The following is a 12,737-nucleotide window of genomic DNA, read 5'->3' on the forward strand; positions in this document are numbered from 1 at the left end:
AGACGGAAGATTGATTCCGTCAGATCAAGGGTAGTAGTGTATGAACAGGATCGGTAGATCCGAGCAACAGGCTTGTGAGGTCATCGCCGAGGCCGGGATCAATCATAACGGAGACCTCGGTACAGCAAAGCGTCTAGTCGACGCGGCCGCCGATGCAGGTGCAGACACAGTCAAGTTCCAGACGTTTCAAACCGAGGAAATTGTCACACGCGACACAGAGCGCGCGGGCTACCAGAAGCGTGCTGGAGATAGTAGTCAGTACGAGATGTTAGAAGCAGTCGAACTGCAAAAGAGCGATCATTTCGCTTTGCAAGAATACTGTCAAAACCGCGGCATTGAATTTCTTTCGACACCGTACGACCCAGGGAGCGTCTCTCTACTCGAAGAACTTGATGTTGACCGATATAAGATTGCCTCTGCCGACATCATCAATAAGCCACTCCTGAAATCGGTTGCGGATACCGGCAAACCAGTGATTCTTTCGACCGGCATGGCCAGTCTCGGAGAGATTGAACGTGCCGTCGAGTTTCTGCAGACTCACGGTTGTGATTCAGTCGTACTGATGTACTGCGTTTCGTGCTATCCTGCAACGCCAGACGATATCGATATGCAGTGTATCGACACACTTAGGCGTACGTTTGGTGTTCCTGTCGGGTTCTCCGATCATACTCGGGGAACATCGGTCCCGATCATCGCGGCCGGAAACGGTGCTTCCGTGATCGAAAAACACTTTACGCTCGACCGCAGCATGGAAGGCCCGGACCACGAGGCCTCGCTCGAACCCAGCGAACTTGAGCGGATGGTCAACGGGATACGGACTGCAACGGCGGTGGAGGGCGACGGGACAATCAAGCAGCCACCGTGCGAACGAGAGAACCGTCCGCAAATGCGGCGGAGTCTCCACGTCTGTCGTGACATCTCAGCAGGGGCGGAACTGGCGGAAGACGATTTGATCGTTGTCCGTCCCGATGACGGAATCTCACCATGGAAGATAGACGATGTCGTCGGCTGTACAACGAAACGAGATCTAAAAGCCCAAGAGTCCGTAACCTGGAACGACATAAGGAAGCGGGCCGTATAGAGTAATTTACCAGATGATGCCGAAGCTATACGCATCGACAACGTGCTTAGGCGGAAGGTCGTATGCCGAGACGATAGACGCATACAGGACAGCGGGGATTGATGCTGTCGAACTTGGGTATTGTCACGACACGGGGTTCGACGTAGGAACGCTTGTTACGCAGTGTTCCTTTGATCTGACTGCGCACAACTATTTCAGACCAGTCCCTGAGGAGTTCGTCCTCAATATTGCCTCTCAGGACGACAGTCTGCGACAGCGCAGTGTAGAGTACGTGCGTGACAGTATCGATTTTTGCGCACAGCATGAGATCGACCGGTACACGTTTCACGCAGGATTTCGGGCCGATCCTGACGAGAATCTTCGATTCGACACGGCAGAGCTCTCACCCGTTTTGCCGTGCATGGAGACGTTCGTCGACTCCCTCGAAACTCTCGTGCCGTACGCAGAGCGCCGCGGCGTATCCGTCGCCATCGAGAACAACGTCGTCGAACCACGACACCTCACCGATGAAGGGTCAGTGGTGCTGTTAGCCGATCCAACTGAGTTCGAGATGCTGTTCGACCGTATTGAAATAGACGTGTTACTCGATATCGGCCATCTAAAAGTAGCAGCAGAGACACTTGATTTCGACGCCGAAGAATTTCTCGATATCGTCACACCACAGGTCAGTCACATTCACCTGCACACAAACGACGGCACGCACGATGCACATCAACCGGTTCGACCGGGCTGTTGGGCATTCGACGTCTGGAAGCGGTTCAACGACACCCCGACAACTGTCGAAGCACGGTTCGACACACTGGAAGAACTCATCGAGTATCGCCATCGCCTCATCGAACACTAGAGACTGAACGAATCAGTCAGACTCCTCATCGTGTTTTATCTCGGCTGGCGCACCGGCTACTGTCTTCCCTGCTGGGATATCGTCGAGGATCACAGAGCCAGCACCTGCTGTAACCTCTTTTCCGATCTCGACGTAGTCACGTACCGTCGATCCCATTCCGATGAATGTGTTACTGCCGACAGTCACACGACCAGCTACTGTCGTCCCTGGTGCGATATGTACATGTGGTCCAATGACAGTCTCGTGGTCGACGATACTTCCCGTATTGAGAATCGTGTTCTCACCGATTTCGACGTTCGTGGAGACGTTGACCCCGGCTGCGATGACTGTTCCCGCCCCGACCGTCGCAGTCTCCGAGATTACTGACTCGGGATGAATTGCGCTCACAGGTTCGAGACCCCTGTCTAACAGCGCCTCGAAATGTCTCTGACGAATCTCGTTGTCACCGACAGCGATGATGAACCCACCGACATCCTGCTGCTTGACGACCTCAGGAATAACGTCGTGATCACCGAGAACGGGGATGCCCATGATCGTCTCTTCTGTCCCTCGGGGCGTATTGTCCACGAAAGCGACGACATCGACGTTTTGATCATGCCGAAGAATATCGTACACGACACGCGAGTGTCCCCCAGCGCCGACAACGATGGTATTCACGTTACCATTGTACTGCACTGGCATCTATATGATTTATGGTGTTTGTTGGGGCCTTCATAATACTATTCTGATGGTGGCGGTAAAGTGCTGAATATGGCAAGAAAAGTACTCGGAGTAATCCCCGTTCGTGGTGGTTCAAAACGTGTTCCAGACAAGAATATCAGGACTGTTGGTGGGAAGCCACTCGTCGCTCACGCAATCTCACACGCCGAAAAGTCGACAGCGATTGATCGCGCGGTCGTCTCAACCGACGACCCCACAATACGTGACGTTGCAGAGTCCTACGGCGGTACGGTGCCCTTCGAGCGACCTGCGGAATTAGCTACTGACACAGCAACGAGCGACGATGTTGTGCTTCACGCGCTGGACTGGTTCGAGCAAAGAGACGAGCAGTTCGATATAGTAAGCATGGTTCAAGCGACGAGTCCATTTCGGACGCCAGGGGACATCGACGCTGCAATCGAACGATTACAGGATACGGACGGTGATTCCGTTATTTCGGTCTCAGAGTTCGACATCCCACCGGTTTGGGCCGTCACTGAAAATCAAGATGGACAGCTACACCCGTACCTCGACGAGGGGTACCTCTGGACAGACGACCTTCCGCGAAGCCAGGATACCCCAGCACTGTACCATCCGAACGGGGCAGTATTTGCAGCGTACGTGGATGCATTTCGCAAAGAAGAGAGTTTTTACACCGAGAAAACGGTAGGGTACAAAATGCCGCGGTCTCGCTCACTCGATATCGACGAGCCCTTCGATCTCGACATGGCCAAAGCGTGGGCCGAGTATCAAGAGTGAGTTACCAACCAAACTGTTCTGTTGGTTTTCCCCGAGTGTTGGGAACAGAAACCAGTCTACTACCATTGTGAGTGCCTAAATAGTGCTGTCGGTTGTTGCTGAGATCGATAGCAAGCCCGATGCGTTTATTAGCTGAAGACAGAGTATCTTCACAGTGTGAGTGCGCAGCACCCGAACATCGTCTGGGTCACGTTAGATAGCATCCGTGCGGATCACACCTCGGTAAATGGGTATCACCGAGAGACAACCCCGGAACTCTCTCGCATTGCGAAGACAGCCGCTGGAAACAATTTCTCTCACGCAATTGCACAGAGTACAAGAACACCGGTATCGGTACCATCAATGCTGACAGGACTCTACCCATCCAGTCACCGGATGGTTGGTGAGAACTCCGGCGACAGGCTTCCAGAGTCGATGGTAACCGCACCGGAACTGTTCGCTGAACGTGGCTATCACACCATCGGGATTGCGGAGAACGGATACGCTGGCAGGCTGAAAGGATTCGATACTCGATACGACGACTTCGTCTCGATCAACGCAGACGCACAGCAGTTGTTGTCGGAGCATCTGCCGTCGATGGTGAAGTATCTGTTCAATATCCGGTCACACGGGCCAGGCTTCTCGCCGTATAAGTCGAAACACGGCGAACAGACCTCGTACTTCACGAGTGACATTCTCAAGCGAAAACTGAGACGGCGGCCGGACAAACCCGTCTTTTGCTACGTTCACTACAACGACTCACACCATCCGTACATCCCACCGATTGCGTACCGTGATGAGTTCCTCGACGGGATCGACGCATCGGGAACAGAAGCAGTGACGTTCGCTAAACGGATGAACGAAGAACTGTACGAGTGGATGGCAGACGGTATTCAACTTTCTGACCGGGAGTGGGAGATGCTCTTTGCGATGTACGACGCGACGATCAAGTACATGGACGCCTGTGTGGGCGAGTTGTTCGGTTTCGTTCAGGAACAGTTGGGAGAGACGATCTTCGTCGTGACTTCAGATCACGGCGACCTGTTCGGCGAGGCGGGCCTGCTCGGTCACCACATCGTGCTTCACGACGGAGTAATCAACGTCCCGCTGGTGATCCACGGGCTCGACGGAGTGAGCCATCACACCGACCGGCCGACACAACATATCGACGTGATGCAAACATTGTTATCGGTCGCCGGTGCTGACACCCAACAGTTCCAGGGGATCGATCTCAGACGAGAGTCCAGAGAAGTGGCAATCAGCCAAGATCACAGAAGAACCGTCGACGACGACAGCGCACGGAGCTACGACCGGATTCGACAGTACAACCCGGATATCGACCTGTCACATCTGCCGAAATCGCTTACGACTGCTCTTCGGACGACCGAGTACAAGCTGGTTCACACTGAGGAGTTCGAGAAACTGTATCGGCTCCCCGATGAAACGACAGATGTCAAAGGCGAAGAGCCGTCGGTGTACAGAGAGCTAAGCGAACACTACCGTGAGTGGAAACAAGAGACAGAAAACAGATTCAAGGCGGAACCAGAGGCTGTCGAATTGGACGAGGAGATGGAACAGCACCTCCGAGATATGGGCTATCTCGAATGAGAACTGTTCGAAGGTGTCCCAATCGAAACGAAGCCACTGCCGGTTCATTCGCCAATGTTCCCCCGTAGACGAGAATGGGCAAAAGAGTCGAACGCCGTCAGGAAAATCGTGCGCGCCCAACATACTACGCGGAAACAGATAACGAACCACTCGGCGAATGAGCAATCTCCGGTTCCTCCTTCGAAACGGCACTGCTGCACAAGCAGCCGTGTATGGCCGATCAACGTGTCGCCAGAAGGAATGCAAGTGTTCTTGTGTACTCGTCAGGGTAGTATCGTGCAGCGGGAGAGACAACGAGCGTGAGAGACAAATTACAACGAGCCAAGCGGGCGTACAACGCTGAGGGGCTTGGTGGCCTCGCCACCGGGATATTCAATCACTTCCGGAGACCAATCGAAAAACAGACCGTCAGCCGAACCCGGTTCGAGATTCCGTACTACGTTCGCAAGCACAACAAGCGAGCGAAGCGATTTACTAGACTTTTGGCTGAGAGAGGGATCGGCCCACGGATTGCCGAGGCTGGCCTTTCCGATTACAAGTCGAGTGATACGCTGTTTATTCTTGGCTCTGGGTCTTCCATTACGCAGATTACCGACGCACAGTGGCAACACATCGACGAACGTGATTCTGTCGGGCTTAACCGCTGGCCAATTCACGAGTTTACACCGACGTATCACGTGTTCGAGACCCGGATGGAACCCGAGTACGAGGAATTTACACGAACGTACTGGAACCTGCTGAACAGCAGGCAAGCGGCATACGAGAACATTCCAATCATCCTAAAAGACGTGAGTACGGTGTACCGGCGCTTGGAACCGGACGACCTTCCAGGATGGCTCGCTGGAAACCTGATTGTCTCCTGTGATAGCTCCTACAACAATATCGTTACACCAGCATCGAGTGTCGAACGGAACGAAGCACTGCTACAGCATCTATACGACCGAGGTCACTTTAATTCGGGAGAGTTCAACATCCTCTACCGAAAGCGGGGCTCGATATCGTATCTAATACACTTTGCACTGTGTCTGGGGTACGAGAATATCGTCCTGTGCGGCGTGGATATGGTGGACTCAACGTACTTTTTCGACGAGCGAGAAGCCCACTATCAAGAACAGGGGATCCCGATTCCACGGCCGCCATCTGCCACACACGACAATCACAACAACGAAGAGACACATAAGACAAACGACCCCGATGCGGGGCAACTAACTCTGGAGAAGGTTATTTACTCGCTGCGTGAAATTGTACTGAAAAACGAAGGAGTCACGATATACGTGGAGAACGAAAAGTCAGCGCTACACCCACGGTTGCCCCTGTATCCCTACGAGGAAGTATAGTGGGAACTGGGCGATCAACGAGCATCGGTAGACGTTCCGAGCGGTTTATATTGGCAGCAACTGTAACCAATTCTTATCGGATAGTGAACGAACGAATTGATTATCGGGCACGGAAATGGCTATTACAGCGATTCACCACTGACCGAAATTCGAACCAACTCCAACGGGTTGAGGCAATCGATTGGGACATCCTTGTCATTCTTGATGCGTGTCGAGTCGACACGTTGCGAGAGGTTGCCACATGGCCCATCGAAACCGCAGTCTCGCCGGCCAGTTGCACGCCAGAGTGGCTTCAGAAAGTCGTGGAACGCGGTGCGTTCGACGGGAGTCACGTTCTGTCGGGGAATCCACAGTACGAGAAAATCGAGTCGACGACAGACGCGACAACTGTCGAGCGGTGTTGGGAGAGTGACTGGGATAGCCAACGGCAAACAGTGCTTCCGGAGCCGATTCTCGACCGGGCGACCGAGGTAGCCGAAGAAGCAGACAGTGTGGTCGCACACCACCAACAACCGCACTGGCCGTACGTTGCGAAACTGGACGAAGAGTGGCTACTCGCGTACGACGATCTCGGATCGTGGCAGGGGTCGGACGGTGAGGTTGACTCTGTACAGGTTGCGATGCAACGGGGACTAATCTCGGTACGAGAGGCACAACGAGCGTATCGGGCATCGGTACAGAGCATCTGGGAGACACTCGTTCCATATCTGGTTCGCTGGATCGAGCGAGGAAATACCGTCGTCGTGACCGCGGATCACGGAGAGACGTTCGGGCGACTGCAGGACTTTCTGTTCTACGAGCATCCGTGTGGCTGTCACCTTCCGCCGCTAGTGAACGTACCGTGGGCGGAGTTTCGGCCAGCCGAGACGACCGAAACGGGCGACGATCTCGAAGACAGGCTTCGAGCGCTCGGATATGCAGACTAACTACGCCGTGACGTACTGACTCAGCACCGAACGAATGAGTTCGGCACGGTGTTCGTAACTGTATCGCCGGTCGGTCTCGTCCGGGTTGATTTCACGGTATTTGTCGGCTGCGGCCTCCATAACGGTCGACAGATCTTCCACGTCTCCAGCTTCGTAGGTGAGAATCCGTGGCTCGGTCTCGGCCACTTCTGTGATCGACGGTACGTCTGTTCCGACAACGACCAGCCCCGAAACGAGATACTCGAACAGTTTCAGCGGAGAAGTGTACTTCCTCGCTCGGAGATCAGCGGGCTGTTGGACGACAACGCCCACGTCGGCCGCCTTGAGATACTCAAACACACGTTGCTGTGAGACATGGCCCACGAAGTGAACCGCCTCCGCAACACCAGTGTTTGCCGCGTATGTCTGATATCGCTCAACGTTGGATTCGTCTCCACCCACGATGTACAGCGAAGCCGACCGATGCTGCGTCACGGCGTGGAATGCGTCGATCAGACACTCGATATCGTATTTACTCGCGTAGAGGCTGCCTGCGTATACGAAAACCGGACCATCTTCATCGATTCCGATTTCCGTCCGGAGTTGGCGCTTCGAGGCAGTCGGAACGTGGTCGGTGTTCGCAGCATCCCAGACAACGGCGTCTACGGTAATGCCGAGTTGTTCGAGGTCTTCTCGGATGCCGTTAGAAATCGTAACGACGCCATCGGCGCGGTTCAGTCGTCGGCGCTCGTCGGCCTCGCTCAAGTCTCCGAGTTGGGCGTAGGACTTGTGTGCTTCGTAGACGACGGGTGGGTGGAGGCGACGCGGGATCAGGCGGAGAAATCGGAGAAACGAGACATCCCTCGTGTAGATGGCGTCAATTCCTGCTCGGATACTGTGAGCGAGCGAGAGTGCGTAGTAAGCGGCGCGATCCAGCGTATCGTTACTGAGGGAGAACGGGCGACTAACTAACCGACCGTCGATTGAGAGGTCGTGATAAGATAAGTACTCGTGGACCGACTGCGGAGCAAACAGCGTCGGTGTACAGTTGATTGCGGAGAGAGCGTTGACCGTATTTATTATCTGTGTCCCAGAGGAATTTTGTTCTGCATATTCTGAGTGATAGAAGTATCCAACGTTCATTACGGGAGATATGTATGGCTCACAGCGTGGGATATATTGGTTTTACTCATTAGCAGACAGTAGAGCACGAACTCACAGGTAGCCAAGATCCTCTAACCGGTCAGTAACCTCCGTTCGATCCTGTGAGTACGAAGCAGAGCGACCGAACGGAACGTCGTCGTACCGCTGCTGCTCGATAGGTTTTGAAAGGATGTCTCTGGTCAGCGAGTCCGCGAGTCGCTCCGGAACGGGAGCTTCAAGCGCGCCAAACAGCATCGGCGCGACAGCGAGCAGCGAAATCGGGCCGTCCGGCCGTCGGTCGATCGATGGTCCGGAAGCCACGAAAATCCCATGCTGTTTGTGGTTGTGTGAGTCAATCGACCGCATCGCCCGGCCGTGGAAGTTCGTCGAAATTTCGTGATCCATGCTGGCTGTCTGGAACAGGATATCACAGGCGTGCTCAGCGTACGGTCCATCGTAGACTGCCTCACGAGGCTTGACTGACTCGAAGACCTTCTCGCCGCGATCCGTCTCTAGATTCGAGAGCAACTTAACCAACTCGTCGCGAAGTTGTTCGTACTCGGCTTCCGTGACGACACCTGACTCGTCTCGGCCCGCAAGATTGATTCGAATCCCCTGCTCAGAGGTCCGGCGACAGTACGCCTGTGACGCCCGCCAATCGACGCCTTTTGCCAATGACTGTGTGACCAATTCTGGGAGTACATCGATAATCTGTTGCTCGATACCGAGACGCTGTGCGATTCGGTATCCTTGTTGTGGTCCGAGGCCGATTCGCCCGAGGAGGTCACTGACGCGTGCAAGCGCGGCCATCGAGTCACTCTCTCCGCCGTCTTCGTCCGATTTGACTCCCGAGAGTTCGAGATTGGTTGGATTTGCAGTCGTCTCGACGTAGCCGTGCTCTTCGAGAATGTCGTTGAGATAGAGTTCACCGCTCGTCGGCCCCATCCCGTGATCCGAGACGAGTACCACGGTTGTCTCGTCGTCGACGTGGTCGGTCAGTCGCCCGACGAGATCGTCAGTGGCACGGAATACCCGTCTGAACACCGCCTCTTCAGAGAAGTTGTGGAACACGGTGTCGGTCTTCTGGACCTGGATAAAAGCAAAATCCCAGTCGGTCGTCTCCATGAGATACGTCGCTGCCGATGCTCGAGAGCGGATCAACTCGGCGTACTCTGAGGCCGTCGGCTCGTCTTCGGAAGTTTCAGAAGAAGCGTAGATCCGGTATGGCTCACCGAGCGCATCCGAGAGTTCATCACGAATCCCCTCTGGATGGCCGCCCTCGTCAGCAGGAGCGAGATAGCCGGGAACGACGACGCCATCGATCTGTTCGGCGGGATGGGTGACCGGCACGTTGAGGACGATACTCGTCCGGTCAATTGCCGAGAGGTAGTTCCAGATAGCGGGGGCATCGACATCGTTGCGGGAGACAATCTCGGCCTCGTCGGGATAGCTGTCTCGGTAATCGAAGAAGTCGTACACGCCGTGGGTACTGGGGTCCAATCCAGTGTACATCGACGGCCACGCACTTCCAGTCCACGGCGGATGAGTCGCGGTGAGTGGTGCTTCGACCCCACCGTCTCTGAGTGCGGTGATGTTCGGCAGATCGTCCGTAAACCGGTCGAGATACCGAAAATCGACACCGTCCAAACCAACGACCAGAACCTGTTCAGACCCCATATTGGCCTGTGTTTCGGGGTGAGGTGTGATGTGTGCTTCGGTAGTCGAGAGCAGAACGTGAGCGGCTTTTTTGTACTGCGTGTTAGAGTAACTCGGTGTACGCTTCGAGATAGTGCCTAGTCGTCTGTTCTAGTGTGTACTGATCGCGGATCAGTCGTTCTGCCGATTTCCCGAGCTCCATTCGCAACTGTTCGTCTTCGACGAGAGTGACGAGATTGTCGGCCACGTCCTCCGGATCGTTTAGATCGTGAAACTGTGCGACCTGTCCGAACGGCTCGGTGAATTCGGGAATCTCGGAGAAGAGACAAGCGTTACCGAGCGCAAGCCCTTCGAGCGCAGCAACACAGAATCCCTCCCATCGGGAAGGCATCGCATAAATATCTATCTCGTCCATCATTTTGTACACCTGCTCACGCTCGTCGAGAAATCCGAGGAGGTGGAGTCGGTCGCTGTGACCCGTTCGCTCAATCTGTGCCGTCAACTGCTCACGTAACTCACCATCACCGGAGATGACGAGTTCGATCGGTCGGTCACTCCGGTTGTTTGCTCGGCCTACTCCGTCGATGAGTACGTCGTGGGCTTTCTGTTCGGTAAGCATTCCCGCAGAACCGACCACTATCGCGCTTGAGCCGATCTCAGTGGCGTCGTAAATACTCCACTCTCGGTTCGTCGCTGCTTCGAGTCGGTCGAGGTTGACGCCGTTGTTGATGACACTGACTTTCGAGTCGGCAAGCAGTGTTCGTTCCCAGCGAAAGAGCGACTCGCGGACAGACTCCGAGACGCAGGCGACCGAGTCGACGAGTGGATTTGTTAGCCCATTTGCGGCCCGACCTTTCCGCGTAAATCCATCGTGGTTATTGTGTTCGGTATGGATAATGGGTTTTCCGAGTCGTGTCGCGATGAGTTTCGCGTAAAATCCCGAATGAGGATGGTGTGTGTGGATGAGATCGTACCCCTCGAATACTGATTTGACCGTCGCATACTGTTCGGATGTGATCCGGAAAGTGTCTGGGACATCGAGACAAACTGTCTCGATACTGTCGATACCCTGGAAGGTGTCAATATCGAACCACGAGAGGACACCGACGCGGCCGAAGGAATCGAGCGAGGCTTGTGTCGTTGCGAGATCACCCGGCATACTCGTGTCACCGAGCGCGTTGACCACATGACAGACGCTGAGCCGCTCCATTGGCCACCAATAAACGAAGATACCAGAAATGAGTTGTGGGATGACACGGGTAGTATCTCATGGTGTGCAAGAGCGAGTGATTGAAATACTGACCAGCCATTGATCCCATCAAGATGACCGCATGACAGAGAAGCCCAATATTATCTGGTTGACTCTCGATAGCGTGCGGTACGACCACACGACGATGAGTGGGTACGACCGCAATACGACGCCGGAGATTCGGGCCATCGCAGACCGTACTGACGGAGTCTCTTTTTCGTCGTGTTTCTCACACGCACGGTCCTCTCCTGCCTCTGTCCCCTCGATTCTGAGCGGGACGTATCCGTCCCGACACAGAACGTATTTCGGGAACAGTCGACAGCTTCCAAGCGAGTTATCGCTGATATCAGAACTGTTAGGCGATGTGGGCTACCGGACAGTCGCGCTGTCGAACAACGGCTACGCGAGTTCACTGACCGGGCTTGACCGTGGATTCGATGACTTCACGCTTCTCGGCTCTTCTCCCGGTGAAATCCTGGAGAGTGCAGGACTCAAAAATCTCGTCAAATACGCTGCCAACATCCGACGACACTCTGTCGGATTCTCGACGGACTCTCACGCCCATTCCGCCGGCTATCTGATGAACGAACTCGCAAAAGAAGAGCTCAAATCTCCCGACGAGCCACTCTTTTATTACATTCACTACAACGAACCTCATCGTGCGTACTACCCGCCACTGCCGTATCTCAACCGATACACTGACGAGATCAAGATGGACGGTCGGGAGGCGGCCTCAGTCGCGATGGAGATTCATCACAACCTGCTCGATATCGTCGCCAACGGCTGTGATCTCAGCGAGGCCGAGATGGAGGCGCTCCTCGCGATGTACGACAGCGAAATCGCCTACACCGATCAGTTGGTCGGCGAACTGTTCGACGTGATCGAAGAACACCTCGGGGAAACGATCCTCGTCGTGACTGCCGACCACGGTGAGCTATTCGGTGAGGACGACATGCTCGCTCACAAGTACAGCATGCACAACGCTGTGCTCCACATTCCGATGGTAATCAAGGGGATTTCTGATCTCTCTGACGATGGCATCGTTCAGCATACGGATGTCGTGCGGACGCTACTGGAAATTGCGGGCGCCGAGACGGAGACGATTCAGGGGGTCGATCTCCGAACCGATAGCCGCGAGTACGCGATTAGCCAATCGGGCGCGAGTGACCTGACGCCGCTGCTCGAACGGAATCCCGACTACGATCGGTCGAAATTCTGTACTGAAGAGTACTCAGTAATCCAGGACGGGGAGCACAAATACAGCCAGCGGCCAGACGATCCACGGCTGTACCGGCTTCCGGACGAGGAGACAAATCTCATTGACTCTGCAGAGGAACAGGCCACAGAGATGGCTTCCTGGCTCGAAGAGTGGCTCGAAACGGAGGGGGAGGCGGTCGGTTCGGGAACCGAAGCCGAGGTCGACGAAGAGATGCGGTCACGACTCGCTGATCTCGGATATCTCGATCACGAAATGTAG

General features: G+C 54.7%; 11 protein-coding genes. 7 read left to right on the top strand and 4 right to left on the bottom strand.

What is annotated here, in order from left to right:
- The first annotated feature begins 40 nt into the window (after window positions 1–40).
- A complete protein-coding gene (neuB, locus tag V8P86_RS03440; protein ID WP_336325840.1) occupies window positions 41–1,081 on the top strand; it encodes an N-acetylneuraminate synthase in 1,041 nt (346 codons plus the stop codon).
- 16 nt (window positions 1,082–1,097) lie between these two features.
- Window positions 1,098–1,925 carry a sugar phosphate isomerase/epimerase family protein gene (locus V8P86_RS03445; RefSeq protein ID WP_336326292.1) on the top strand — a complete coding sequence of 276 codons (828 nt, stop codon included), beginning with the start codon at window positions 1,098–1,100 and terminating at the stop codon, window positions 1,923–1,925.
- 12 nt (window positions 1,926–1,937) lie between these two features.
- On the opposite strand, the gene V8P86_RS03450 is transcribed toward V8P86_RS03445, so the two are convergent.
- The gene (locus V8P86_RS03450) at window positions 1,938–2,582 is read right to left on the bottom strand and encodes an acetyltransferase (RefSeq protein WP_336325841.1); all 645 of its coding nucleotides are present in this window, start codon (window positions 2,580–2,582) and stop codon (window positions 1,938–1,940) included.
- 93 nt (window positions 2,583–2,675) lie between these two features.
- On the opposite strand from V8P86_RS03450, the gene V8P86_RS03455 reads away from it, so the two are divergent.
- The 4 genes from V8P86_RS03455 (at window position 2,676) to V8P86_RS03470 (ending at window position 7,233) form a co-directional block, all read left to right on the top strand.
- Window positions 2,676–3,383: an acylneuraminate cytidylyltransferase family protein gene (locus V8P86_RS03455; protein WP_336325842.1), complete on the top strand. Its 708-nt coding sequence runs from the start codon at window positions 2,676–2,678 to the stop codon at window positions 3,381–3,383.
- A 156-nt stretch (window positions 3,384–3,539) separates the two neighbouring features.
- Window positions 3,540–4,970, top strand: a complete 1,431-nt coding sequence (locus V8P86_RS03460; protein WP_336325843.1) for a sulfatase — start codon at window positions 3,540–3,542, stop codon at window positions 4,968–4,970.
- A 299-nt stretch (window positions 4,971–5,269) separates the two neighbouring features.
- Window positions 5,270–6,307 (top strand): hypothetical protein, encoded by a 1,038-nt coding sequence (locus V8P86_RS03465; protein ID WP_336325844.1) that lies wholly within the window; start codon window positions 5,270–5,272, stop codon window positions 6,305–6,307.
- Window positions 6,308–6,531: 224 nt separating this feature from the next.
- Window positions 6,532–7,233, top strand: a complete 702-nt coding sequence (locus V8P86_RS03470; protein WP_336325845.1) for a hypothetical protein — start codon at window positions 6,532–6,534, stop codon at window positions 7,231–7,233.
- Here V8P86_RS03470 and V8P86_RS03475 read toward each other — a convergent pair whose 3' ends face one another.
- The 3 genes from V8P86_RS03475 to V8P86_RS03485 form a co-directional block, all read right to left on the bottom strand.
- Window positions 7,234–8,355 (bottom strand): glycosyltransferase family 4 protein, encoded by a 1,122-nt coding sequence (locus V8P86_RS03475; RefSeq protein WP_336325846.1) that lies wholly within the window; start codon window positions 8,353–8,355, stop codon window positions 7,234–7,236. It lies immediately after the preceding gene.
- 72 nt (window positions 8,356–8,427) lie between these two features.
- Window positions 8,428–10,032 (bottom strand): alkaline phosphatase family protein, encoded by a 1,605-nt coding sequence (locus V8P86_RS03480; protein ID WP_336325847.1) that lies wholly within the window; start codon window positions 10,030–10,032, stop codon window positions 8,428–8,430.
- 82 nt (window positions 10,033–10,114) lie between these two features.
- Complete coding sequence (locus tag V8P86_RS03485; RefSeq protein WP_336325848.1) at window positions 10,115–11,221, bottom strand: glycosyltransferase family 4 protein; 1,107 nt, start codon at window positions 11,219–11,221, stop codon at window positions 10,115–10,117.
- A 121-nt stretch (window positions 11,222–11,342) separates the two neighbouring features.
- On the opposite strand from V8P86_RS03485, the gene V8P86_RS03490 reads away from it, so the two are divergent.
- On the top strand, window positions 11,343–12,737 hold the full coding sequence (locus V8P86_RS03490) for a sulfatase (RefSeq protein WP_336325849.1): 1,395 nt from the start codon (window positions 11,343–11,345) through the stop codon (window positions 12,735–12,737).

It is taken from the genome of Halovenus anhuiensis, assembly GCF_037080055.1.
Taxonomy (GTDB): domain Archaea; phylum Halobacteriota; class Halobacteria; order Halobacteriales; family Haloarculaceae; genus Halovenus.